The sequence below is a fragment of the Marinobacterium stanieri genome, from assembly GCF_900155945.1.
In the GTDB taxonomy this organism is placed as follows: Bacteria; Pseudomonadota; Gammaproteobacteria; order Pseudomonadales; family Balneatricaceae; genus Marinobacterium; species Marinobacterium stanieri.
The window spans coordinates 134,926-159,106 of sequence record NZ_FTMN01000009.1 but is presented as its reverse complement, the minus strand read 5'-3'; the positions used below and the strand labels follow the sequence as shown (position 1 = coordinate 159,106).

Here is a 24,181-nt window from a genome sequence, read left to right as displayed (position 1 = left end):
TTAACCCTCCTCGCGCAGTTTCTGCATCTGCTGCAGGTAAGCCTTGAGGGTGGTCAGCGAGCCGGAAATGTCTGGCAGCTCCGGTGCTACGTTGATGCCCTGGAGTTCTGTCAGACCGCGCAGCAGTGCCTGGGTATTGGCATCTTCGGCATCAAAGTGCGTGCCGATCCAGGTGTGAGCTTTTTCCAGGCTGGCGTCGTACGCCTGCTGTTTACGCTGCAGCAGGGCCATCTGGGCCTGTTCCAGCATCAGGTGCAGGTTCTGCTGCAGGAAGAAGGTCTGTTCCGGTGACATCAGCGGTTTGACCGGCTCATCATGATGCTGGATCACGATCAGCTGCTCAAACTTGTCCACGGCCTGGTTCCAGCTGGCCTTGATATCCTGCCCCCAGGTTTCTTCCACGCTTTCCGGAGTAATGTCTTCCAGCAGTGATGGCAGCTTGCGCTTGTCGGTAATCGGGGTGACACGCAGGTTGTCGACCTGTCGGTTCAGGGCTGACAGTTTCAGGAACATGCCCTCGGAATCCAGCTTGGGCACGGCTTCCAGTGCGGCGATATCCTCTGCCAATGCCTTGCGCACATCGTAGAGGGTGACGTCGTCGGTTTCGCGCAGGATCTGGTCGGCCGACTTGAGCAGGTTAAGCGCGCCATTGGCGGTCTGCTCCATCAATACGCGCTGGTTGGCCAGGCGCAGCAGGTATTCCACTTCAGCCATGAGCCAGTCCTTGCGGCTGACTTCGGCGGTGGCCGTGACCTGCTGAATGCTGCGGGTCAGGCGATCCTGCAGCTGGTCGATATTGGCCTTGTCTGCTTCAGCCTGCGCCTGCAGCTGGCCCAGTTGCTGGCTGACGCTGGCCAGGGTTTCTGCCGTATCAGCGCGGCCGTTGGCCAGTGCGGTTTCGACCTGCTGCGAGATCTGGCTCTGCTGCTGGCTGCTGGATTGTTTCAGCTGCCAGCCTTCCCAGAACAGGTAGCCTCCGCCACCGAGTGCGACCAGTGACAGGGCCAGGGCCAGTTTGCCGGGCCAGGTGGCACCCTGACGGGCAGGCTGTTCGGGCTGGGACTCTGCTTTGGCGGGTTCAGCGGCCGGTGGAGGAGTCGTCTCGGCCTTTGCAGGCTCGGCTGCTTCGGTTGCCGCCTTGTCTGTCGCGGCGTCCGGCTTGCTTTCCGGGGCCGGCGCATCGGTTGCAGAGGCGTTTTCACTGTCCTGAGCCGAGGCAGTATCGGGCGTGGTGTCTTCAGGCAGCGAAGAGTTGGTGTCCTTATCCTGTTGATCGTTGCGCTTGTCTTTCATGCCGTATTCCGGTTGTCATGCGGGTAGCAGTGTATTGACCATGGACGTGTCGTCCGGTCCTGAGGCTACCCGGATTCGGTTGAATCCCAGCGAACGGGCCAGCTCGGCAAGGCGGGCACTGGGAACGATGACGGTTGTATCAGTCAGGCGGTTATTGAAGGTTGCGCACAGCGTCAGCAGATTACGCAGTGCCTGACCACTGGTAATCAGCATAGCCGATAAGGGCTGTGCATAAATAGTACTTTGGATAAGCCCTGGCGGGTATTCGGGACAGCCGCGGCGATAGATATGGGCATAGTCGACGCGGGCACCACGCTGTTGCAGTGTCTGTGCCAGGAGGTCGCGTCCGCCTTCCGCGCGTAAAATCAGTACGCGCGCGTCATCCATCTGCTGCATGCTGGGGTCGGCCAGCAGGGTTTCAGAGTCATAACCGCCGGCTGCGTGCCAGGCATCAAAGCCGAGCTGTTGCAGGGTATCGGCGGTTTGCTTGCCAATACCGACCCAGCGTACGCCTAAAGGCAGCTGTGGCCAGTAGTCGTCAATCCAGTCGGCGCCAATGCGGGCGGCGTTGGGGCTGACGAAAATCACATCGCGGTAGAGGTCCAGATCGAGAATGCAGGCCTTGCACTGCTGGAAGTCGGCGCCATCTGCAGCGGTGGTGGACAAAATTTCCAGCAGTGGCAAGGGTACCGGCTCGGCACCCAGTTGGCGCAGCAGTTCGATCTGGTTAGCGGCCTGGTGTTCGGGGCGGGTGACCAGCACCCGTTGCCCGGCCAGTGGCAGGGAGGGCTCAGCCACGCTCGCTGTACACCTCGCGCAGAATTTCATCGGCACCGGCGCCGAGCAGGCGGTCGGCCAGGGTGATTCCCATGGCTTCTGCTTCGGCGCGCGGACCGCGAATCTCGTCACGCAGCACACGGGTACCATCCGGGCGGCCGACCAGACCACGCAGGTAGAGCTCTTCACCTGCCTCATCTAGTACGGCGTAGCAGCCGATCGGGACCTGGCAGCCGCCTTCCAGGCGACGGTTGAGGGCGCGCTCGGCCAGTACACGACTGGCGGTATCGGCGTGGTGCAGCGGTTTCAGCAGCTCAATCAGTTCAGCGTCGTCATTGCGGCACTCGATGCCGACGGCGCCCTGGCCTCCGGCGGGCAGGCTCTCTTCCGGTGTGATCTCCTGACGAATACGTTCATTCAGTTCAAGGCGCATCAGTCCGGCGGTGGCCAGGATGATGGCATCGTACTGGCCTTCGTCCAGCTTGCGCAGGCGGGTCTGTACATTGCCGCGCAGGAAGTTTACCTGCAGGTCGGGGCGACGCTCGCGAATCTGTACTTCGCGGCGCAGGGACGAGGTGCCGACAATGGCGCCTTCGGGCAGCTCGTCCAGGTTGTTGTACTGGTTGCTGACAAAGGCATCGGTCGGGCGTTCGCGTTCGCAGATCACCGGCAGGCCCAGGCCTTCCGGGAACTCCATGGGCACGTCTTTCATTGAGTGCACGGCGATATCGGCACTGCCGTCGAGCAGGGCGTTTTCCAGTTCTTTTACAAACAGGCCCTTGCCGCCGATTTTGGCCAGGGGCGTATCGAGAATCTTGTCGCCGCGGGATTCGATCTTGAGCAGCTCGACCTGGATTCCCGGATGGTGCCGTTCCAGTTCGGCCTTGACGTACTCGGCCTGCCAGAGGGCCAGCAGACTGCGACGGGTAGCGATGCGAATGGTGCAGGACATGAACTCTCCTTGGGCAAGCGTCAACTCGACAAGCGGGAAAATAAAGCCAAGTGTACCAGATCGCTGCAGATAACGGCCAAGCGTGCCCAGGCACAAGACTGATACAGGGCAGGGTTGTTATAATCGTCGTCAAACAGACAGGGCCGCAGCGGTGGCCGCATCAGTAGCAGGAGATTCCCGGCATGAGCCAGACAACCAATCAGCAGTGGGGCGGCCGTTTTAATGAGCCGACCGACGCATTCGTAGCCCGTTTTACCGCATCCGTCGATTTCGACCAGCGCCTGTACAAGCAGGATATCCAGGGCTCGGTGGCGCACGCGCGCATGCTGGCCAAGGTGGGTGTGCTGACTGAAGACGAGCGTGATGCCATCATCCGCGGTCTGGGCGAGATCCGGGTTGAAATCGAGCGCGGAGAGTTCGACTGGTCCGTCGAGCTGGAAGATGTGCATATGAACATCGAAGCGGCGCTGACCAAGAAGATCGGCATTACCGGCAAGAAGCTGCACACCGGCCGTTCCCGTAACGATCAGGTCGCCACCGACATCCGTCTCTACATGCGTGACGAGATCGATCAGGTGCTGGCCGAAATCAGCCGCCTGCAGGATGGTCTGCTGGGTCTGGCCGAGCAGGAAGCCGACACCATCATGCCGGGCTTTACTCATCTGCAGACGGCCCAGCCGGTCACCTTTGGTCACCATCTGCTGGCCTGGTTCGAGATGCTGAGCCGTGACTACGAACGCTTCGCCGACTGCCGCAAACGTGTCAACGTGATGCCGCTGGGCGCTGCTGCGCTGGCCGGTACCACTTATCCGATCGACCGCGCCTACACGGCTGAGCTGCTGCAGTTTGATGCCCCGGCTGGTAATTCCCTGGATGCGGTGTCCGACCGTGACTTCGGTATCGAGTTCTGTGCCGCTGCCAGTGTGCTGCTGATGCACATGACACGCATGTCGGAAGAGCTGGTGCTCTGGACCTCGGCCCAGTTCAACTTTATCAACCTGCCGGACCGCTTCTGCACCGGTTCTTCCATCATGCCGCAGAAGAAGAATCCGGACGTGCCGGAGCTGGTGCGTGGCAAGAGCGGCCGTGTGTACGGTCACCTGATGTCACTGCTGACCCTGATGAAGTCCCAGCCGCTGGCCTATAACAAGGACAACCAGGAAGACAAGGAACCGCTGTTCGACGCCGTGGATACGGTGAAGGGCTGTCTGCGTGCGTTCGGTGACATGGTGCCGGCGATTGAGTCGCGCAAGGACGAGATGCGTGAAGCGGCCCGTCGTGGCTTCTCCACCGCGACTGATCTGGCTGACTACCTGGTGCGCAAGGGTGTGGCCTTCCGTGATGCCCATGAAATCGTGGGTCTGTCCGTGGCCTACGGCATCAAGACCGGCAAGGATCTGTCCGACATGACGCTGGAAGAGCTGCAGCAGTTCTCCGACACCATCGAGCAGGATGTGTTCGAGGTGCTGACGCTGGAAGGTTCGGTGGCGGCACGTAACCATATCGGCGGTACTGCACCGGACCAGGTGCGTGCAGCGGTGATTCGCGGCCGTGATCTGCTGGCGGCTCGCGCAGACTGATTGAGCGTACTGAACGGCGGGTTCCCGCCAGGTATGAAAAAGCCGCCCTCGGGCGGCTTTTCTGTATCTGCAGCCGTTAGCGCAGGGTGATATCCACCATCAGGTCACCGGCAATAGCTTCCAGTGCCTGCTGCAGCTCGTCCGGGTCCAGGTCGGCCGGGGCCAGCAGCTCTGCTTCCGCCTTGAACAGCTCTTCAGCCGACATGGAGCCGGATGTCAGCTCGGTGCTCAGGCGTTCCACGTTGATATGGCGTGCTGCCAATGCCTGGGAAATTTCGCGCACGATGCCGGGCTTGTCGTGACCGACCAGCTCCAGGGTCATCGGCTGCAGGCTTTCGAGCGCAGGGGTTTCCTCGCTGCGCTCGGCGGTAACTTTCAGGCCCTGAGTGCTAAGTGCTTCCAGAGCGGCAATCAGTGCGTCGGCTTCGGCGGTCGGGACCTGGGTGATCAGGATGCCGGCGAACTTGCCGCCCAGGCGTGACATGCCGGACTCCAGCCAGTTACCCTGATGGTCGGCGATGGTGCGTGACAATAAACCAACCAGGCCGGGTTTGTCCGGGCCGATAATAGTGAGAACCAGGGATGTCATCATAACGCGCAGCCTCTTCCGCTATCTTCATTGGGTTTCTATAAGGGAATGTATCTCAGATGCTGGCCATTATCACCGCTCTCTGGCCTGTTTTTGCCTTGTTGCTGCTGGGACACCTGGCGCGACGCTTTGATTTTCCCGGCGAGGGCTTTTGGGCGCCGGCGGAAAAAGCGACCTACTATGTGTTCTTTCCGGCGCTGCTGGTCAGCCGTCTTGCCCAGTCTGAGCTGACCGGAGGGGCGTCATTGTCACTGGTGGCAGCGGTACTGCTGTTGCTGGGTGCCGGAGTGCTGGTCTGTTTGTTGCTGAAGCCTGTTCTGGGTTTGTCTGCAGCCGCCTATACCTCCTTTTTTCAGGGCGCAATGCGTTTCAATACCTATGTGGCGCTGGCGGCAACGGCTGCACTCTATGGCGATGCCGGCATCGTTTATGCGGCGATTATCACGGCGGTGATGATTCCGCTGCTGAACCTGTTGTGTGTGCTGGCGTTTTCATCGTTGGCAACGCAGGGGGCAGGCGTCCGTCGTGTACTGCGTACGCTGGCAACCAATCCGCTGATTTTGTCCTGCCTGTTGGGGATTGCACTGAGCTTGAGTGGGTTGGGTTTGCCGGTCTGGGTTGGCAGTGTGCTGGACCTGCTGGCACGTATGGCCTTGCCCCTGGGGCTGCTGGCAGTAGGGGCGGGGTTGAGTGTGCGCAGTCTGCACGGCTCCTGGCGTGTATTGGGTTGGTCCAGTGGCATCAAGCTGCTGCTGTTCCCCCTGTTGGCACTGGGGGCGGCAGGGATGATGGAGCTGGATACGCTGGCGACTCAGGTACTACTGCTGTTTGCTGCGGTACCAACCGCCACATCTGCGTACATCCTCGCGCGCCAGTTAGGCGGAGATGCCGACTTGATGGCTGCCATTATTACCCTGCAAACCTTATTAGCCATGCTAAGCCTGCCGTTGGTACTGGTTTTGGTGGTCTAATAGTCGTTAAATGCCGACATCTTAAGCTGAGGTTCGCTTTGTTTTTCTGGGATTTAGCGAAAGTTCTAAAAAAATGCGGATAAGATCAGGAAAAAGCGCTATTTGGGGTTGAAAAAAAACGGCTCTGTGAAACACTAGGGTTCGTTACGCTTTTTTCAGCTGTTTCAACGGCTAACCATAATAATCGGACAAAGAACTTTTAATGCTATGAATAAAAGCCCTGATCTGGTGTTGGTACTCGTAGTCGCATTTGTAGTCGGTGCAGTGATGACCGGAATTTCGCAAAGTGACCTGCAATTGGCATCAATGGTTCAGCAGGCGTTTAATAGCTGATTCCATAACAGGCATTATCCGTTACTACCGCATTCAGGGGCACATCCCAGGGCTCCAGGGGTAACGCGTCTCTTCTCTGCAGCTCGTGGGCCAGGCCAACCAGGCGAGGGCCTCTCAGGCGCTTTTCTGCCAGCTTGAATGCAAAGGTTCGATCATAGTATCCCCCTCCCATGCCCAGGCGACCGCCTCCGGGTGAAAAGGCAACCAGTGGCATCAATACCAGATCCAGTGCAAATGCCGGGCGTCGAGGCTGGCCTGTGGGCACAGGTTCGCTGATGCGATAGCGGTTCAGTCGCATCGGTGTTTTTCGCGTATAGGGTGTAAACCAGAGACGGTTGTGACGTACCGGGTGCAGTACGGGCAGATACAGGTGCTGACGCTGACGTCGGCATAAAGCAATGATGGGGCGGGTATCGATTTCGCCGTCGTTGGGCAGGTAGAGTGCGATGTGACGGGCGCGTCTGAACCAGATTTGGCGGCTCAGTTGCTGTGCCAGTTGCCTGCCGGCCAGTTGTTGTTGGCTGCGGCTGAGCGCTCGGCGCTGCTGACGTATTTCACGGCGGAGTGCTTTACGGTCCTGCATCATGGTAAGGAGGCTTCCCAGAGTGCCGGTGTCGGTCGTGGCCCTGAACCCTAAGGTTCAGAGTGGAAGTGGTCACAGACAAATCAGGCTTTCCGTCACGCGGACATGCGCACATCATCTGTTGAACACTGCCTGGGTATTGCTTATCGGCTCGAGGGACTTGACCAACTATCGAACACTCCAGGAACCTGAATCCCATTATACGCGTCCGTGCTTCAATGTCAGCCCTTGAAATTCTGTCGAAGTTTGCTAGGGGTGTCTCTATGCTTTTGTTATATAAAAGCTTTTCAGGAGGATGAAGAGTTTTCATGTCGCTTGGCATTGCTGCTCAAGCTATGATCAATCTTCTGTCCCAGGCGGCGCAGATTGGTTTCAATATTCTGGCGCTGCTGCTCGTGGTTCTTGATCAGCTCATGTGACATATTCAAGGCGGCCATGACAGCGATCCGCTCCAGTCCGATGATTTTGCCGGACTGACGAATCTCCTGCATTTTCTGGTTCAGGTAGTCGGCCGAGGCCAGCAGCTCCGCTTCTGCGCCATCGGGGCAGCTGATGGTGTATTCCTTGTCCAGCAGCTTGACTGTTACCGTACGTGCATCCGCGCTCATGAATTCTGCTCCAGTGCCTTGAGTCGCTGTATCATGCCTTCAACCTTGCCGCGGGTTTGATCGTTGAGCTGCACCAGCTGCGCACGCTCCTCTCGCAGTTGCTGGTTTTGCTGTCGCAACTGTTCATTGTCTCTTTCCAGCTGCTCGACATGATCCAGCAGCTGATCAATCTTGTGCTCAAGGGCGTTGAAATAGTGCTCGCTCATACCCGTTCCTACATCCTAACCTGTCGACTATAAACAGCTGCTTGAGCAGGGTCAATTGACGGCAGATGGCTCTGCCTATGGTGAGATGCTAGCATAGGGAAGCATATTATGCCGGCTTATGTCGGCCTCAACCCGCCACCCCAAGAAACGACCCGGATGCTGCACATGACAGAAGAACAATCGACCTCCGTTGAACTCCCGGACTTCGATGTCCTGGCTGACCTGCTGGTAGAAGAGGGAGCCTTGACCCTGTCACCGGCCGAACTGCACGGCATGCTTGCCGGTCAGGTTGCAGCAGGTGCGCGTTTTGATCCTGCGGGTCTGCTGCAGCGTATACAAACCCTGTTCGACATTGAGCCATTCCGCAACGAGGCCGCCCGACGTGGTGCCATGCAGGTCTATATGGCCATCCTGCAGCAGTTCCAGGCGCCTGACTTCAGCTTTGAGCTGATGTTGCCGGATGATGATCAGCCTCTGTCGATTCGCGCTGAATCCCTGGGGGTCTGGTGCAGCGGTTTTCTCAGCGGTTTTGGCATGCAGGAACAGACGGGGTCGGGTGGGCTCTCAGTAGAAGGACAGGAAACCCTGCGTGATCTGGCTCAAATCGTTCAAATCAGCACCGAGGCGGATGCCGAGGGTGATGAAGATGAAGCCAATTTGATGGAAGTGCAGGAGTATGTGCGTATGGCTGCGCTGCTCATCTTCAGTGAATGCAATGAGCCTGACGCCAAGGCCGAAGCCCCTGCTTCCGGCGAGCCTCCCATTCTGCACTAAACAGGAAATAGCATGAAAATTGCCCAGGATGAATTTGCCCGCCGCCGGGCTCAGCTGCTGGCGGCTGTGCCGGCAAATGCCGCAATTCTGGTTGCAGCGGCAAGTCTGAAAACCCGAAATCGTGATGCGGAATACGCTTTTCGTCAGGACAGCGACTTTTATTACCTGACCGGCTTCAACGAGCCGGACGCCTTGTTACTGCTGTTGCCGGGTCGTGCCGAAGGTGAAACGGTAATCTTCTGCCCGCCCCGTGATCCGCAGATGGAAATCTGGACCGGCTATCGCGCCGGCCCGGACGGCTGTGTGCGCGACTTTGGCATGGATCAGGCGTTCGAGCTGAAGCAGATCGAGACAGAGCTGCCGGAGCTGCTGGACGGTCGTCTGCGCCTTTATTACGCCCTGGGGCAGGATGAGACACTGGATACACGGGTACGTGGTTGGGTTAACCAGGTGCGTGCCAAGGCGCGTCAGGGTGCCGAGCCGCCCCGCGAGCTGGTGCAGTTGGAAACGCTGCTGCATGAACAGCGCCTGTTCAAAAGCGAAGCCGAAATGGCGCTGATGCGCCGTGCCGGTGAAATCTCGGCTGCTGCCCACGTACAGGCGATGCAGGTATGCCGCCCGGGTATGGGTGAGTACCAGCTGGAAGCCGAGATTACAGCCCACTGCATGCGTGAAGGTGCGCGCTTTCAGGCGTATTCACCCATCGTGGGGGGCGGTGCCAATGGCTGTGTTCTGCATTACATCGACAATATGGACCTGCTGCAGGACGGCGACCTGGTGTTGATTGATGCCGGCTGCGAGCTGGACAACTATGCCAGTGATATTACCCGTACCTTCCCGGTTAACGGACGTTTCTCGCGTCATCAGGCTGAACTCTATCAGCTGGTGCTGGATACCCAGCTGGCGTGCATTGATGCTATTCGCCCCGGTGTGCCCTGGAACGATATCCATGAGCTGTCCGTGCGTATTCTGACTGAAGGCCTGATGCGTCTGGGGCTGCTCCAGGGAGAGGTTGATACGCTGATCGAAGAGGGTGCGTATCGCCGTTTCTACATGCACCGTGTCGGGCACTGGCTGGGCATGGATGTGCATGATGTGGGTGAATATAAACAGAAGGGCGACTGGCGACCGCTGGAACCGGGCATGGTCATGACCGTTGAGCCGGGCTTGTATGTGGCACCGGATGACGAAAGCGTCGAGCCTCACTGGCGGGGGATCGGTATTCGCATCGAAGATGATGTGGTGGTCACCGAGCAAGGCTGTGAAGTACTGACGGAAGCAGTGCCCAAGCAGATTGCCGATATCGAAGCACTGATGGCCGGAGCCTGACGGGAGAAGAACATGCAGGGGTACGATCTGGTGATTATCGGCGGCGGCATGGTCGGCGCCAGTCTTGCAGCGGCGCTGCTGCCGCTGGCCGAGTCCTTGCAGCTGCGCATGGCGCTTATAGAAGCTCAGCCGTTACCGGATGACGGCCAGAGTGAACCCCGCTTTGTACCCAGCTATGATGCCCGCTCGACAGCGCTGGCTCAGGGGGTACGCACCCTGTACAAGCGTATGGGGATCTGGTCTGCCTTGAGCGAGCACCTGACTCCCATCGACACCATTCATGTATCCGAGCGTGGCCGCTTTGGCACCACGCGCCTGCGTGCTGAAGAAGAATCCGTGCCGGCGCTTGGCTACGTGGTGGAAAATCACTGGCTGGGTCAGGTGTTGATCAGTCATTTGCAGCAGCACCGCAGTGAATACCTGGATTTGATCAGCCCCGCTGAAGTCACGGGACTATCGCCCATCGAAGGGGGACAGCAGGTCGAGCTGCAGGTCAATGGCGAAACCCGAACGCTGCAGGCACAGCTGGTCGTGATGGCTGATGGTGGACGCTCTGCCCTGCGCGAGCGTATCGGTATCCACTACAGCGAAAAGGCGTACGGCCAGCATGCGTTGGTGGCCAATGTCTCGCTGGATCGAAGTCATGACAATATCGCCTATGAGCGTTTTACCGAAGGCGGCCCCATTGCGCTGCTGCCGGGAGAAGCGTTGAACGGACGCCCGCGCTGTGGGCTGGTCTGGACGTTGTCGGACGAAGCGCTGGACGAGGTGCTGGCACTGGATGATGCGGCCTTTCTGCAACGCCTGCAGCAGACGTTCGGTTTTCGTGCCGGGCGCTTTGTGGCTGTCGGTGAGCGTTTTCACTATCCATTGAAACTGGCGCTGGCACAGGAACAGGTGCGTTCGGGTCTGGTCGTACTGGGTAATGCGGCGCATGCGCTGCACCCGATTGCCGGTCAGGGGTATAACCTGGCCCTGCGCGGTGTGGTGGCGCTGGCCGATCTGATTATCGAGCGTCGCCGGGCCGGGTTGGCACTGGGCGATATTGAAGGACTGAGCCGCTTCGTGCAGGAGCGTCAGCAGGATCAGCAGCGTACCATCGGTTTCAGTGATCTGACCCTGAGGGCCTTTACCAGCGACAACAGCCTATTGCGGTTAGGGCGTGGTGCCGGTCTGCAGCTGCTGGATGTCTGTCCTGCACTGAAAACCGTCTTTGCCAGGGCAGCCATGGGGCTGGACCAACCGGCGGCGCGGCTGCGCTGAATATGCCAATCACGGGATAAGTTGATGAATCAGAACACAGACTATGATCTGGTGGTGGTGGGTGCCGGCATGGTTGGCCTGGCACTGGCTCTGGGTGTTGCCCGTACGGGGCTGCGCGTGGCCTTGCTGGAACAGCGCCCCGGAGACCCGGTCGATTGGCTTGAGGCTGTGGCGGAACGCGGCAGCAATGAGTACGAAAACCGGGTCAGTGCGCTTAACCTGGCATCGGTACAGCTGCTGAAAAACCTGGGTGCCTGGGACGCTATTACGGCATCAGGTCGGGCCTGTGATTATACCGATATGCAGGTCTGGGACGGTGAGGGCAGTGGTTCCATCCATTTCAGTGCGGATGCTCTGCACGAGGACTGCCTCGGCTATATCGTCGAAAATGCCGTTATTCATGCCGGTCTACTGCAGGCGTTACAGCAGCATGAGCATCTGGAATTGATGACGGGCACCCGTGTGCGTGCCCTGTCAGCACCCGCCGCCGCTGGTCAGCGAGAGCTGGAACTGGAGGATGGGCGCCTGCTGCAGGCCCGTCTGGTGGTCGCGGCGGATGGTGCCCTGTCGCAGATTCGCAAACTGGCAGGTATCCCTGCCACCGAATGGGATTATGGCCACCATGCTTTGGTGACCAGCGTCTGGACCGAACAAAGCCATGCTCACTGCTGCTGGCAGCGTTTCACCGAGGACGGCCCGTTGGCCTTCCTGCCACTGACCAGCACCGAGGCGAATGTGTCGTCGATTGTCTGGTCGACCTCGCCGGCGCATGGCCGTGACTTGATGGCACTGTCCGATAGCGAGTTCCTCACCGCCCTGGGTCGCGCTTTTGAAAATCGTCTGGGTGAGGTGACTGCCTGTACCGAGCGGCAGCTGATCCCCCTGCGTCAACGTCATGCCCACCGTTATGTAGAGCCGGGACTTGCGTTGATCGGGGATGCGGCGCACACCATCCATCCGCTGGCCGGTCAGGGCGTGAACCTGGGCTTCATGGATGCCGCTGCATTAGTGGATGTGCTCTGTCGTGCCGAGGCTCGCGGTGAATCCATTGCCGACCTGGCTGTGTTGCGCCGCTTCCAACGCCAGCGCCGCAGCAGCAATCTGGGCATGGCCGCGACCATGGAAGGCTTCCGGCGCCTGTTTGCGCCTCAGCCGGCACCGGTGCGATTGCTGCGCAGCTGTGGCATGAACCTGATGGATCGGCTGGAGCCGGTAAAGCAGCATCTGGTGCTGCAGGCCATGGGGCTATCCGGCGAACAACCGCCATTGGCGCGGCGCCCGCGGGTGTGAGCGGCGGCTAAAGATTGAACTGGGGCGCAAATGCCGATACATTGTCATCCCTTTTTTTGTGTTAACCGGTTGCAACATGGCTTAGGCTTAAGCTTCGGAACACCGCCTGTAGATGAGTTTGCCGATGGTACATAAGACTGCACTTCATGCACAACATCAGGCGCTGGGCGCCAAACTGGTAGACTTCAGCGGCTGGGACATGCCGCTGCACTATGGCTCCCAGGTTGAGGAGCACCACAAGGTTCGGCAGAGCGCCGGCATGTTCGATGTTTCCCATATGACCATTGTCGATGTGGCCGGTGCCCAGGCGCGCAGCTTCCTGCGTCACCTGCTGGCCAATGACGTCGCGCGTCTGGAGAAAAAGGGCAAGGCCCTTTATACCGGCATGCTGAACGAGCAGGGCGGTGTCATCGATGACCTTATCGTATACCTGATGACCGAACCCGGCGCGTCCGGCGAATGGTATCGTCTGGTTGTGAACTGCGGTACCCGTGACAAGGATCTGCGCTGGATGGCCGATCAGGCCCTGCGCTTCGATGTCACCCTGACTGAACAGCCGGAACTGGCCATGGTCGCCATTCAGGGCCCCAAGGCGCGTCAGCGCGTGGAACAGGTAGTCAGTGAATCCCGCGCCCGTCTGATCTCTGAACTCAAGCCCTTCTTTGGCCAGGAATCCGAAGGCTGGTTTATCGCCCGCACCGGCTATACTGGCGAAGATGGTCTGGAAATCATGCTGCCCGAAGATGAAGTTGTCGATTTCTGGCATCAGTTGCACGAGGCGGGTGTTGCGCCCTGCGGTCTGGGGGCACGTGATACCCTGCGTCTGGAAGCGGGCATGAATCTCTACGGCACCGATATGGATGAGAGCGTGTCACCGCTGGAAGCCGCCATGGGCTGGACGCTGGCACTGGAGCCGGCAGATCGCCAGTTTGTTGGCCGTGAAGCCGTTGAAAAAATGAAAGCAGAAGGTGCACCGCGACGTCTTGTCGGTCTGGTTCTGACCGAACGAGGTGTTCTGCGCGGTCATCAGAAGGTGATTGTCGAAGGCGCAGGCGAAGGTGAAATCACCAGTGGCAGTTTCTCGCCCACGCTGGGTCACTCCATTGCACTGGCGCGTGTACCGGCCGGTACAGCGGATACAGCGGAAGTTGAAATGCGTGGCAAGCGTGTTCCGGTCAAGGTTGTCCGCCCGCCTTTCGTCCGTCATGGCGAAAAAGTATTTTCCTGAACCTGTCAGATAGGAAACCGAGATGAGCAACGTCCCGAACGAACTGAAATATGTAGCCAGCCACGAGTGGATCCGTGAAGAGGGTGAAGGTGTGGTCGTAGTCGGTATCACCGACCATGCACAGGACCTGCTCGGTGATGTGGTATTTGTTGAGCTGCCGGATGTGGGCGCCGAGATGAGCGCTGGCGACGATGCGGGTGTAGTGGAGTCGGTTAAGGCGGCTTCTGATATCTACGCGCCGCTGAGTGGTGAAGTCGTTGCCGTCAACGAAGATCTGGAAGATGCGCCGGAAATGGTGAACTCAGATCCCTATGGCGATGGCTGGTTCTTCAAAATCAAGCTGAGCGATACCGCCGAGCTTGAAGACCTGCTGGATGCGGACGGTTATGCCGCCCATTGCGAAGCGGAAAGCTGATCGGCCCAGCCGTATCAAACCCCTGTACTGTCCCGGCTTTTGCCGGGACAGTCATTTCAGAACATAGATAGAGCACAATGAACCTCAAACCCCTTACTCTCAAATCAGGTGCGGACCGGCGCCTGCGTGCTGGCCACCTGTGGGTCTACAGCAACGAAGTTGATACCCGTGTAACGCCCCTGAAGGATTTTGAGCCGGGCGAACAGGTGGTTGTGCAAACCTCATCCGGCAAGGCGCTGGGTATCGCGACGCTGAACCCGAATACGCTTATCTGCGGCCGTATCATCAGTCGTGATCTCAAGCACCCGTTGGACCGCTCCCTGCTGGTGCATCGTTTCAACGTAGCGAAGTCGCTACGTGAACAGTGCTTCGATCAGCCCTGCTACCGTGTCGTATTTGGTGATGCCGATGGCCTGCCGGGTCTGGTGGTGGATCGCTTCTACGATATCTTTGTGGTGCAGATCTCCACGGCCGGTATGGAGTTGATGCAGGACGCCATTATCGATGCGCTCAACAAGGTGTTCCAGCCGCAGGCAATCGTGCTGCGTAATGACGGCAAAATGCGTGCAACCGAAGGTCTGGAAACCTTTGTCGAGGTGGTACAGGGCGAAGTACCGGAGCTGGCGCCGTTGAACGAAAATGGCGTCGACCTGGTGGCTCCCATCCTGACCGGACAGAAAACCGGCTGGTTCTACGACCACCGCGAAAACCGCGCCCGTATGCAGACACTGGTGAAGGGCAAGCGCGTACTGGACCTGTTCAGCTACGTGGGTGGCTGGGGTGCCCAGGCGCTGGCTGCCGGTGCCAGCGAGGTAGTCTGTGTGGATGCATCGGTGACGGCACTGGAAGTGGCGGCAGAGAATGCGCGCATCAACAACGGCGAAACCCGTTTCCGTGGTCTCCAGGGCGATGCCTTTGACCTGTGCAAGGCGCTGGTAGCCGACAAGGAGCGCTTCGATGTTGTGGTTGTTGACCCGCCCGCGTTTATTGCCCGTCGCAAGGATATCCGCAACGGTGAGCGTGCCTATGCCCGCATCAACAACCTGGCCATGCGTCTGCTGAACAAGGACGGTACGCTGATCTCGGCGTCCTGCTCCATGCATCTGGGCAAAGACCGTCTGGTCGATATTCTGCGTGCCAACAGCCGTGAGCTGGACCGCAGTGCGCAGATCTTTGCGCAGGGCAGCCAGGGCTCGGATCATCCGATTCATCCGGCGATTCCCGAGACTGAATACCTCAAAGCCTATTTCCTGCGTGTGCTACCCTCGATCTGAGCCAGTACACCTTGCCAAGCCGATAGAAGGAGAGAGCAGATGGATTACCTGACACTGGGCCGCTCCGACCTCAAGGTCAGCCGTATCGCCCTGGGCACCATGACCTTCGGACGCCAGAACAGCGAAGCCGAAGCCTTTGAGCAGCTGGACTATGCGCTGGAGCGCGGGGTCAACCTGATCGATGCGGCGGAGATGTATCCGGTACCGACGGCCCCCGAATACCAGGGGCGTACTGAAGCCTATATCGGCAACTGGATGCACCAGCGCGGCAATCGTGACAAGGTTATCCTTGCCACCAAGGCGACGGGTCCGGGTGACATGGTCAGCTATCTGCGCCCGAATATCCGCCATGATGCCGCGAATCTGCGCCAGGCGGTGGAGGGTAGTCTGAAGCGATTGCAGACGGATTATATCGACCTCTACCAGCTGCACTGGCCGGATCGCAGCACCAACTACTTCGGTCAGCTGGGCTATCAGCATAACCCTGACAGTCAGGGCACGCCGCTGGCGGAAACTCTGGCAGTGCTGGGCGAGCTGGTTGCCGAGGGCAAGATACGTCATATCGGCCTGTCCAACGAAACTCCCTGGGGTACCATGAAATTCCTGCAGCTGGCCGAGCAGCTGGGCCTGCCCAGAATCCTGTCGGTACAGAATCCCTACAGCCTGCTTAACCGCAGCGCTGAAGTGGGGCTGGCGGAAGTCATGCTGCGTGAAGACGTGGGGCTGCTGGCCTACTCGCCGCTGGGCTTTGGTGTGCTCAGTGGCAAGTATGCCGCGGGTGCCCGTCCCGAAGGCTCGCGCCTGGCGCTTTTCCCCGAGTATCGCCGTTACCTGACCGAGCAGGGGCTGGCAGCCACCGAGTGCTATCTGCACCTGGCGGCGGAACATGGTCTGAACCCGGCGCAAATGGCGCTGGCCTACGTGAACAGCCGCCCCTTCCTGGGCAGTAACATCATCGGTGCGACCAATCTGGAGCAGCTCAAGACCAACATCGATTCAGTGGATGTGAGTCTGTCTCCGGAGCTTCTGGCCAAGATCGAAGAAGTGCATCAGCGCTACCCCAACCCCTGCCCCTAGGCTTCCTCGCGCGCCCGTGTACATTCGAGTACGCGGGCGCGCGCCTCCTTTGCCATACTCAAGGCAGTCTTCGCAACGGAAGGAGAGTGCCGACATGCAACAACAGCAAGTACAGGATCTGATGCAGCCCGTACCCAACCCCTTGCGGGTGGATATGCCGCTGGCCGAGGCGGTGGATCTGATTCTGCAATCCGGTCAGATCGGTTTGCCGGTGGTCGATATCGGACGCCAGGTGTGCGGTTTTCTGTCCGAGCATGATTGCATCGATTATCTGGTCAGTGGCAGTTACCACTGCGATAGCCGTGCCAAGGTGGGGGAGATGATGTTTCCCGAGCCGCTGTGTACCTCGCCGCACGAAAGCATCATCGATCTGGTGCAGAAGATGGGTGGTAACAAGCCCAAAACCTGGCCTGTGGTAAAAGACGGCCAGCTGGTCGGAGTGATCAGCCGGCGTCAGATCATGCAGGCGTTGAACGCCACCATGAAAGGCTGTCGTTCACGCGTCTGAGGCAGGCATCAGGTCGAGAATCTGCCAGCCGCGTGCCTGGGCAGTTGCACGCAGGCGATCATCCGGATTGGTGGCGACCGGGTTATCCACAGCTTCCAGAAGCGGCAGGTCATTGTTGGAGTCGCTGTAGAACCAGCTGTCTTTCAGGCTGTGGCCCGTTTGTTCCAGCCAGGCATTCAGGCGCGTGACCTTGCCTTCACGGAAACAGGGAGTGCCTGCAACCTTGCCGGTGAACAGGCCATCGATCTGCTCGGGGTCGGTGGCCAGCATGTCATCCACACCCAGACGCCTGGCGATGGGGGCCGTCACAAACCGGTTGGTGGCCGTGATGATCAGCAGGAAGTCACCCTGCTCGCGGTGCTGCTTCAATAGCGCTTCGGCCTTGGGCAGGATGATCGGCTCAATGCACTCGGTCATGAACTCGGCGTGCCAGGCATTCAGCTGTTCGGGGGTGTGCTGGGCCAGCGGGTTAAGGGCGAAATTGAGAAATTCGTGAATATCCATCTCGCCGCGCAGGTAATCTTCGTAAAAGCGGTCGTTGGCAGCGCGGTACTCATGCTCGTCGACAACACCCTTTTTACATAGAAACTCGCCCCAGGCGTGGTCGCTGTCGCCGCCGATCAGGGTATGGTCCAGGTCGAAAATCGCAAGACTCACCGCTATTCCTCACTTTTCTGGGCCCGTTTTGTCGGGCGGATAAATGCGCAAGCATAGACTTCAGGGGGTAGCCACGCAACGCCGGATACTGCATGCTATTTGCCAGACGCAGGATCTGTGGAACAATAAAACCCAATAACCTTTACAGATCGGGATCAGAATTGTGATTGATGCAGATGGATTCAGACCGAACGTCGGAATCATTCTGGTTAATTCGCAGGGTCAGGTTCTTTGGGCAAGACGCATAGGGCAAAACGCCTGGCAGTTCCCGCAAGGTGGTATACAGTCAAACGAAACGCCCGAACAGGCGATGTATCGCGAACTCGGTGAAGAGGTCGGACTGTCGCCCGCGGATGTGGAAATCCTGGCGGTAACGCGCGGATGGCTGCGCTATCGTCTGCCTAAACGTATGATCCGGCGCCACTCGCACCCTGTGTGCGTGGGCCAGAAACAGAAATGGTTCCTGTTGCGCATGCTCAGTGATGACAGCGCTGTCAGGATAGACGGCACCGACTCGCCAGAATTCGACGGCTGGGAGTGGGTAAGCTATTGGTATCCCTTGGGGCAAGTGGTGTCCTTCAAGCGCGAGGTATACCGCAAGGCAATGAAGGAACTCTCACCCCGGCTGTCGCGCTTGTCGATAGCAAGGTGACCTGAACAGGAGCAAGCCATGAGTATGCTCAGCGTGCTGCGCAAAATCGTACAGGAGGTCAGTGCCGCTCCGGATCTGGAGTCGGTGCTGGACTTGATTGTACGGCGTATTCAGCGCGCCATGCGTACTCAGGTATGTTCCATTTTCCTGTTTGACCCCGTACATCAGCGCTATGTCTTGCGGGCCACCCAGGGCTTGAATCAGGAAGCGGTGGGCAAGGTGAGCCTGTCCATGACCGAGGGTATCGTCGGTCAGGTCGGCAAGCGTGCCGAGCCGATCAACCTGGAAGATGCGTCCCGCCACCCCGCATTTCACTACCTCCAGGCTACCGGTGAGGAGCGTTTCCACGCCTTCCTCGGGGTACCGATCATTCATCATCGCTCCGTTCTGGGGGTGCTGGTGGTGCAGCAGATGGAGCATCGTCGTTTCGACGAGAGTGAAGAAGCGTTCATGGTCACGCTGTCGGCACAGCTGGCCGGTATCATCGCCCATGCCGAGGCGACAGGGTCCGTTAACATGGAACCGGTTGCCTCCCCGGATAAAACGGGTACCGAGAAGGTGCCGCCGGTGGTGGTGCATGACAAGCGTTTCAACGGTGTGGCTGCTGCGCCGGGGGTGGCGATTGGCGAGGTAGTCATTGCCACTGTGACGGCCGAGCTGGAAACCGTGCCGGACAAGCCCGCCCGTGGTGTCGAGCGAGAGCTGGAAGACTTTCAGGCCGCGCTGGAGTCGGTACGGGATGATCTGTCGACGCTGGGCAAAAGCCTGGCGCAGCGTTTACGCCCGGAGGAGCAGGCGCTCTTCGATGTCTACCTGCGCATGCTGGATGACACGGCATTGCGCGGTGAGATTGAAAAACGCATCCATCAGGGGCAGTGGGCGCAAGGCGCCCTGCGGGATGTGATTCTGGCGCAGGTACAGCAGTTCAGCCGCATGGAAGATGCCTATCTGCGTGAACGTGCCACCGATGTGCGCGACCTGGGTCGGCGCATTCTCAGTTATTTGCAGGAGAGTGCCGGTCCGGTGCAAATGGAATGTCCGGACAACGCCATCCTGATTGCCGATGAGCTGTCACCGGCCATGCTGGGCATGGTGCCTGAGGAAAAACTGGCCGGCCTGATTGCGGTCAGCGGCTCGGGCAACTCCCATGCGGCCATTATGGCGCGCTCCATCGGCATTCCCACTGTGATGGGGGTGGTCGATCTGCCGTTCACCCGCCTGGAAGGGCGCAAGGTGATCGTCGACGGCTACAGTGGTCGTGTCTATGTAAATCCCTCCGATCAGTTGCTGGAAGCGTTCGAGCGTGTCATCCGTGATGAGCAGGCGGTAGCGGCCGGTCTGGAGGGGCTCAAGGATCTGCCCGCCGAAACCACAGACGGCTACCGCATGCCGCTCTGGGTGAATACCGGTCTGGTGGCGGATGTAACCCGTTCGCTGGATCGCGGTGCCGAGGGCATCGGTCTTTACCGTACCGAAATCCCCTTCATGATCCGTGACTTCTTCCCCAGTGAGCAGGAGCAGCTGCAGAGCTATCGCAACCAGCTGGAAGCTTTTGCGCCACGCCCGGTGACCATGCGTACGCTGGATATCGGCGGCGACAAGGCGCTGCCGTATTTCCCGATAGAAGAAGACAACCCCTTCCTGGGCTGGCGTGGCATACGTGTGACCCTGGACCATCCGGAAATCTTTCTGGTGCAGGTGCGGGCCATGCTGCGTGCCTCCGAGGGCTTGAATAATCTGCGCATCATGCTGCCGATGGTCACCAGTCTGCACGAGGTAGAAGAGGCGCTGCGCCAGATCGACCGTGCCGTTGAAGAGTTGCAGGACGAAGGCTATCAGGTGAGCCGTCCGCCGGTGGGCGTGATGGTGGAAGTCCCTGCGGCGGTGTACCAGGTGCGCCGCTTTGCCCGTCTGGTGGACTTTATCTCGGTCGGTTCCAATGACCTGACCCAGTACATTCTGGCGGTGGATCGTAACAATCCGCGTGTGGCAGGACTCTATGCTGCCTATCACCCGGCCGTACTGCGTGCGCTGCAGTATATTGCCCGCGAAACACGACGTGAGGGCAAGCCGGTGTCCATCTGCGGTGAAATGGCGGCGGACCCGGGCGGTGCGCTGCTGCTGATGGCGATGGGCTATGAAGTACTGTCCATGAATGCCAATAACCTGCCGCGGGTTAAATCGGCTATTCGTGGTGTCAGTCTGGTTCGGGCTCAGTCATTGCTGAGCCGTGTACTGCGCATGGCGGATGCCGAAGAGATCCATCAATATCTGCGTGAAACCCTCAAGGGGCTGGGGCTGGGTCAGTTGACCCGTCCGCATCTGCCTAATCAGCAATAATCCGCTTCGACCAGAAGGGGGCGCTGCAATTGATAGCGGCGGCGCCCGCTTATGCTGGCATCCGCCGTATAACTTTCCTCAACGAACAGCAGGCGACCACTGCGGTGTTGCAGCAGCAGGCTGCTGGCGCGGGTGCCGTAGTCGGCTGACTGGATGAAACAGGACGAGAGCAGTCGCTCGCGTTCCAGCGACAGGCCGGTATCAGGCAGGTATGCATCCTTTGGTCGGCTGGTTTCATGCAACAGATGCAGCAGTGACTCCGGCTGAGGCAGGCCTTGCGCCAGTTGCTGCTGCAGACAGGCACGTGCCCTCAGCGTTTTTGGCCAGGGGGTATCCAGCAGGGCGTTGCTCAAGCCAAACACGCCGGCGCCAAGCCGTTGGCAGCGCTGGCCGATGTTGCTGTAGTGGTACCAGCCGGTTGTATCCCTCAGCAGCAGGTTAAAGCCGGCGTAGTCCCTGGCCTCCAGCTGGTTGCAGAAGTCGGGAGCGGTCAGTGGTGAGTTGACAAAGTCGGCCACCAGATTGCCCCGCGAGCGGGCGTTTTCCGGTTTCGGCAGACGCAGGTTGCGGTGGTTGGTGACCAGTACAAAGCGGTTGTTGTCACCCAGTGCCATCCAGCTGCCGCCGGCCTCCAGGTCGCGGCCGCCCAGTAGCGGCTGGTCATGCCAGACGCTCAGTGCTGCTGTGGGGCGGGCATGGAATTCATCACGGTTGCCGACCAGAATCAGGGGCCAGTCGGGGTGGGCATTGAGGGCAAAGGTGGCCAGACACATGAGGTTTCATCTACCGGTTTGAGGCTCTAAGATAGCCGCTTTCCTGTGCGGATGGAATTAGCATGTTAACAACTCTGCTCCTCTATGTGGTGCTGGGCGCGTTTGCGGGTGTGGTGGCCGGTCTGTTTGGTATCGGTGGCGGGCTGCTGATTGTGCCGGTGCTGATCTTCTCGTTTGAGCTACAGGGCGTATCGCCTGACGTACTGACGCATATGGCGGTTGCGACCTCGCTGGCAACCATCGTGGTCACTTCAATCAGTTCGGTGCGTGCGCATCACAAGCATGGTGCGGTGCGTTGGGAGCTGTTCAAGCCTCTTGCCATCGGCATTCTGGCGGGCGCGGTATTGGGTGTGAACACCGCTGTTCAGTTACCGGGTGGTGTACTGCAGATTGCGCTGGGGGTGTTTGCCCTGCTGGTTGCGGTGCAGATGGCACTGAATTTCAAGCCCGGTGCCGGTGATCAGACGCCTTCGCGTGTTGAGTTGGGTCTTTCGGGTGGCTTTATCGGCTGGGCGTCATCCATCTTCGGGATCGGTGGCGGTACCCTAAGCGTGCCTTACCTGAGCTGGCGCCGCGTGGTGATGCAGCAGGCAGTGGCAACCTCGGCTGCCTGCGGCCTTCCGATCGCTCTCATGGGGGCGCTGACCAATATTTGGCTGGGCTGGGGGGAACCTGAGCTGCCGCAATGGAGTCTGGGGTATGTCTACCTGCCGGCATTTGCCGGTATTGTCCTGGCCAGCTCCTTCACTGCGCCCCTGGGTGCGCGTCTGGCTCACCGCTTGTCGCAGCCGATGTTGAAAAAGGTGTTTGCGGTGTTTCTGGTGGTAGTGGCCGGACGTTTTATTTTCTCCAACCTGGGATAAGTTTGCATGTGGGTACATGATATCGATCCGCTGGCGCTGGAACTGGGGCCGGTACAGATTCACTGGTACGGGCTGATGTACCTGATCGGCTTTGCCGCGGCCTGGTGGCTGGGTAATTATCGGGCGCGCAAGCCGGGCTCCGGCTGGACGGAGCAGCAGGTGTCCGATCTGGTGTTCTGGGGCGCCGTGGGTGTGATCCTGGGTGGTCGTGCCGGCTATGTGCTGTTCTACAACTTTGATTACTTCCTGCAGGACCCGCTCTGGCTGTTTGCGGTCTGGCAAGGTGGCATGTCGTTCCATGGCGGTCTCTTGGGTGTGCTGGTGGTGCTGGCGGTGTTTGCCCATCGCAACCGCAAGTCCTTCTTTGAAATCGGCGACTTTGTGGCACCGTTGGTGCCCATTGGTCTGGGGGCGGGGCGTCTGGGTAATTTTATCGGCGGTGAGGTCTGGGGGCGTGCTACCGATGTGCCCTGGGCGGTGATCTTCCCGCGTGCGGGCGATAACCTGCCGCGCCATCCGTCACAGCTGTATGAAATGCTGCTGGAGGGTGTTGTGCTGTTTGCACTGCTCTGGTGGTACTCCGCCAAGCCGCGACCACGCATGGCTGTGTCGGGTCTCTTTTTGCTCGGGTATGGCAGTTTCCGCTCACTGGTAGAGCTGGTGCGTGAGCCGGATGGGCATCTGGGCTTTATCGCCTTTGATTGGCTCACCATGGGTCAGCTGCTGTCCTTGCCAATGGTAGCGTTGGGCGCACTGTTGATCTGGCTGGCGTATCGTCGACAGAACTCTGTGAGCGGATAAGAGCCGGCTTTAACGGCTTTGGCTGGCGTGGCAGGAGCTGGTCGCCACATTCCTCCTTCACTGCGACCCGCTTTGCGCCATCCCTGGCGGCAGACGGTCGCAGGCAAGGAGTAATGCCGCACCCGGGCGCAGCTCTGGTCTCTGAGCTGAGTGAAGCATAGAATAAACCCTATTTGTTTTTAGAACGGGGCGGCTATGCGGCAGTATCTGGACCTGATGCAGGACATCATTGATAACGGAGTGGATAAGGGCGATCGCACGGGCACGGGTACACGCTCGCTGTTTGGGCGTCAGCTGCGCTTCGATCTGTCGGAAGGCTTTCCGCTGCTGACCACCAAAAAAGTGCACCTCAAGTCGGTGATCTATGAGCTGCTCTGGTTCCTCTCCGGCAGCACCGATAACACCTGGTTGCAGGAACGCGGCGTGCGGATCTGGAATGAGTGGGCACTGGAAGACGGTGATCTGGGGCCGATCTACGGCAAGCAGTGGCGCTCCTGGGCGTGCCCGGATGGTTCCACCATTGATCAGATCAGTCAGGTGGTGGAGCAGATCAAGCGTACGCCCAATTCGCGTCGTCTGATTGTGAGCGGCTGGAATCCGGCTGATCTGCCGGATGAGCGCATCAGCCCGCAGGACAATGTACGCCAGGGCAAGGCAGCGCTGCCCCCTTGCCATACGCTGTTCCAGTTTTATGTGGCGAACGGCAAGTTGAGCTGTCAGCTGTATCAGCGCAGTGCCGACTATTTCCTTGGGGTGCCTTTCAATATCGCCTCCTATTCACTGCTGACTCATATGATTGCGCAGCAGTGCGATCTGGAGGTGGGTGATTTCGTTCACACCTTTGGTGATCTGCACCTCTATGCCAATCACTTGAACGACCCCTCCATTGTGCAGGAACAGTTGTCGCGTACTCCCAAGGCGCTGCCGCAGCTCAAGTTGCGTCGTCGTCCGGCGGACCTGTTCAGCTATGAATACGATGACTTTGAGGTGGTCGGGTATGACCCGGATCCGGTCATCCGTGCCCCTATTGCCATCTGAGATAAGG

General features: G+C 59.2%; 26 protein-coding genes and 1 other RNA gene. 17 read left to right on the top strand and 10 right to left on the bottom strand.

Annotated elements, in window-relative coordinates; genetic code table 11:
- The 3 genes from BW956_RS18115 to hemC are packed head-to-tail and all read right to left on the bottom strand — an operon-like array spanning nt 1 to nt 3,022.
- Nucleotides 1-1,293 carry a uroporphyrinogen-III C-methyltransferase gene (locus tag BW956_RS18115; protein WP_076464988.1) on the bottom strand — a complete coding sequence of 431 codons (1,293 nt, stop codon included), beginning with the start codon at nt 1,291-1,293 and terminating at the stop codon, nt 1-3.
- A gap of 15 nt (nt 1,294-1,308) precedes the next feature.
- The gene (locus BW956_RS18110) at nt 1,309-2,091 is read right to left on the bottom strand and encodes a uroporphyrinogen-III synthase (RefSeq protein WP_083703136.1); all 783 of its coding nucleotides are present in this window, start codon (nt 2,089-2,091) and stop codon (nt 1,309-1,311) included.
- Complete coding sequence (gene hemC / locus BW956_RS18105; RefSeq protein WP_076464982.1) at nt 2,084-3,022, bottom strand: hydroxymethylbilane synthase; 939 nt, start codon at nt 3,020-3,022, stop codon at nt 2,084-2,086. The genes BW956_RS18110 and hemC overlap by 8 nt, the downstream gene beginning before the upstream one ends.
- A gap of 182 nt (nt 3,023-3,204) precedes the next feature.
- Between hemC and argH the strand changes: the two genes are divergently transcribed.
- The gene (argH, locus tag BW956_RS18100) at nt 3,205-4,602 is read left to right on the top strand and encodes an argininosuccinate lyase (protein WP_010321561.1); all 1,398 of its coding nucleotides are present in this window, start codon (nt 3,205-3,207) and stop codon (nt 4,600-4,602) included.
- A 76-nt stretch (nt 4,603-4,678) separates the two neighbouring features.
- Here the strand turns inward: argH and BW956_RS18095 are convergent, their stop codons facing one another.
- Entirely contained in the window at nt 4,679-5,194 is a 516-nt protein-coding gene (locus BW956_RS18095) for a glycine cleavage system transcriptional repressor (protein WP_083703135.1), read from the bottom strand.
- 56 nt (nt 5,195-5,250) lie between these two features.
- Here BW956_RS18095 and BW956_RS18090 point away from each other — a divergent pair, with 56 nt between their 5' ends.
- Together BW956_RS18090 and BW956_RS22785 are read left to right on the top strand one after the other, a co-directional pair.
- Nucleotides 5,251-6,162 carry an AEC family transporter gene (locus tag BW956_RS18090; RefSeq protein ID WP_076464980.1) on the top strand — a complete coding sequence of 304 codons (912 nt, stop codon included), beginning with the start codon at nt 5,251-5,253 and terminating at the stop codon, nt 6,160-6,162.
- 207 nt (nt 6,163-6,369) lie between these two features.
- A complete protein-coding gene (locus tag BW956_RS22785) occupies nt 6,370-6,495 on the top strand; it encodes a hypothetical protein (protein ID WP_272941690.1) in 126 nt (41 codons plus the stop codon).
- On the opposite strand, the gene BW956_RS18085 is transcribed toward BW956_RS22785, so the two are convergent.
- The 4 genes from BW956_RS18085 to BW956_RS18070 form a co-directional block, all read right to left on the bottom strand.
- The gene (locus BW956_RS18085; protein WP_076464977.1) at nt 6,485-7,081 is read right to left on the bottom strand and encodes a 5-formyltetrahydrofolate cyclo-ligase; all 597 of its coding nucleotides are present in this window, start codon (nt 7,079-7,081) and stop codon (nt 6,485-6,487) included. The two genes, BW956_RS22785 and BW956_RS18085, sit on opposite strands and share 11 nt — an antisense overlap.
- 7 nt (nt 7,082-7,088) lie before the next feature.
- Nucleotides 7,089-7,268, bottom strand: a non-coding RNA gene (ssrS, locus tag BW956_RS18080) — 6S RNA.
- A gap of 97 nt (nt 7,269-7,365) precedes the next feature.
- The gene (locus tag BW956_RS18075) at nt 7,366-7,686 is read right to left on the bottom strand and encodes a cell division protein ZapA (RefSeq protein WP_010321565.1); all 321 of its coding nucleotides are present in this window, start codon (nt 7,684-7,686) and stop codon (nt 7,366-7,368) included.
- Nucleotides 7,683-7,892, bottom strand: coding sequence for a TIGR02449 family protein (locus BW956_RS18070; protein WP_010321566.1), 210 nt, complete (start codon nt 7,890-7,892; stop codon nt 7,683-7,685). The genes BW956_RS18075 and BW956_RS18070 overlap by 4 nt, the downstream gene beginning before the upstream one ends.
- A gap of 165 nt (nt 7,893-8,057) precedes the next feature.
- Between BW956_RS18070 and BW956_RS18065 the strand changes: the two genes are divergently transcribed.
- From BW956_RS18065 to BW956_RS18025, 9 genes are all read left to right on the top strand, one after another.
- Nucleotides 8,058-8,666 carry a UPF0149 family protein gene (locus BW956_RS18065; protein WP_076465082.1) on the top strand — a complete coding sequence of 203 codons (609 nt, stop codon included), beginning with the start codon at nt 8,058-8,060 and terminating at the stop codon, nt 8,664-8,666.
- A gap of 12 nt (nt 8,667-8,678) precedes the next feature.
- Complete coding sequence (gene pepP / locus BW956_RS18060) at nt 8,679-9,995, top strand: Xaa-Pro aminopeptidase (RefSeq protein WP_076464974.1); 1,317 nt, start codon at nt 8,679-8,681, stop codon at nt 9,993-9,995.
- A 12-nt stretch (nt 9,996-10,007) separates the two neighbouring features.
- Nucleotides 10,008-11,258: a 2-octaprenyl-6-methoxyphenyl hydroxylase gene (gene ubiH, locus BW956_RS18055; RefSeq protein ID WP_076464971.1), complete on the top strand. Its 1,251-nt coding sequence runs from the start codon at nt 10,008-10,010 to the stop codon at nt 11,256-11,258.
- A gap of 24 nt (nt 11,259-11,282) precedes the next feature.
- Nucleotides 11,283-12,548 carry a UbiH/UbiF/VisC/COQ6 family ubiquinone biosynthesis hydroxylase gene (locus BW956_RS18050; protein WP_076464968.1) on the top strand — a complete coding sequence of 422 codons (1,266 nt, stop codon included), beginning with the start codon at nt 11,283-11,285 and terminating at the stop codon, nt 12,546-12,548.
- Between the two features lie 124 nt (nt 12,549-12,672).
- Nucleotides 12,673-13,776, top strand: a complete 1,104-nt coding sequence (gcvT, locus tag BW956_RS18045; protein ID WP_076464965.1) for a glycine cleavage system aminomethyltransferase GcvT — start codon at nt 12,673-12,675, stop codon at nt 13,774-13,776.
- Nucleotides 13,777-13,798: 22 nt separating this feature from the next.
- A complete protein-coding gene (gene gcvH, locus BW956_RS18040) occupies nt 13,799-14,191 on the top strand; it encodes a glycine cleavage system protein GcvH (RefSeq protein ID WP_010321572.1) in 393 nt (130 codons plus the stop codon).
- Between the two features lie 77 nt (nt 14,192-14,268).
- Nucleotides 14,269-15,465, top strand: coding sequence for a class I SAM-dependent rRNA methyltransferase (locus tag BW956_RS18035; protein WP_076464962.1), 1,197 nt, complete (start codon nt 14,269-14,271; stop codon nt 15,463-15,465).
- Between the two features lie 39 nt (nt 15,466-15,504).
- Nucleotides 15,505-16,542: an NADP(H)-dependent aldo-keto reductase gene (locus BW956_RS18030; protein ID WP_010321574.1), complete on the top strand. Its 1,038-nt coding sequence runs from the start codon at nt 15,505-15,507 to the stop codon at nt 16,540-16,542.
- Between the two features lie 94 nt (nt 16,543-16,636).
- Entirely contained in the window at nt 16,637-17,050 is a 414-nt protein-coding gene (locus BW956_RS18025) for a CBS domain-containing protein (protein WP_010321575.1), read from the top strand.
- Here BW956_RS18025 and BW956_RS18020 read toward each other — a convergent pair.
- Nucleotides 17,039-17,707: a histidinol-phosphatase gene (locus tag BW956_RS18020; RefSeq protein WP_076464960.1), complete on the bottom strand. Its 669-nt coding sequence runs from the start codon at nt 17,705-17,707 to the stop codon at nt 17,039-17,041. The genes BW956_RS18025 and BW956_RS18020 overlap by 12 nt on opposite strands.
- 163 nt (nt 17,708-17,870) lie before the next feature.
- On the opposite strand from BW956_RS18020, the gene BW956_RS18015 reads away from it, so the two are divergent.
- Nucleotides 17,871-18,359: an RNA pyrophosphohydrolase gene (locus tag BW956_RS18015; protein ID WP_010321577.1), complete on the top strand. Its 489-nt coding sequence runs from the start codon at nt 17,871-17,873 to the stop codon at nt 18,357-18,359.
- Between the two features lie 24 nt (nt 18,360-18,383).
- The gene (gene ptsP, locus BW956_RS18010) at nt 18,384-20,699 is read left to right on the top strand and encodes a phosphoenolpyruvate--protein phosphotransferase (RefSeq protein WP_076465079.1); all 2,316 of its coding nucleotides are present in this window, start codon (nt 18,384-18,386) and stop codon (nt 20,697-20,699) included.
- Here ptsP and BW956_RS18005 read toward each other — a convergent pair.
- Complete coding sequence (locus BW956_RS18005; RefSeq protein WP_076464956.1) at nt 20,690-21,472, bottom strand: NRDE family protein; 783 nt, start codon at nt 21,470-21,472, stop codon at nt 20,690-20,692. The genes ptsP and BW956_RS18005 overlap by 10 nt on opposite strands.
- Nucleotides 21,473-21,534: 62 nt before the next feature.
- On the opposite strand from BW956_RS18005, the gene BW956_RS18000 reads away from it, so the two are divergent.
- The 3 genes from BW956_RS18000 to BW956_RS17990 all read left to right on the top strand — a co-directional run bounded on the left by BW956_RS18000 (nt 21,535) and on the right by BW956_RS17990 (nt 24,174).
- Nucleotides 21,535-22,335: a sulfite exporter TauE/SafE family protein gene (locus BW956_RS18000; RefSeq protein WP_083703134.1), complete on the top strand. Its 801-nt coding sequence runs from the start codon at nt 21,535-21,537 to the stop codon at nt 22,333-22,335.
- 6 nt (nt 22,336-22,341) lie between these two features.
- A complete protein-coding gene (lgt, locus tag BW956_RS17995; protein WP_076464950.1) occupies nt 22,342-23,136 on the top strand; it encodes a prolipoprotein diacylglyceryl transferase in 795 nt (264 codons plus the stop codon).
- A gap of 195 nt (nt 23,137-23,331) precedes the next feature.
- Nucleotides 23,332-24,174, top strand: a complete 843-nt coding sequence (locus BW956_RS17990) for a thymidylate synthase (RefSeq protein ID WP_076464947.1) — start codon at nt 23,332-23,334, stop codon at nt 24,172-24,174.
- The last annotated feature ends 7 nt before the right edge of the window (nt 24,175-24,181 follow it).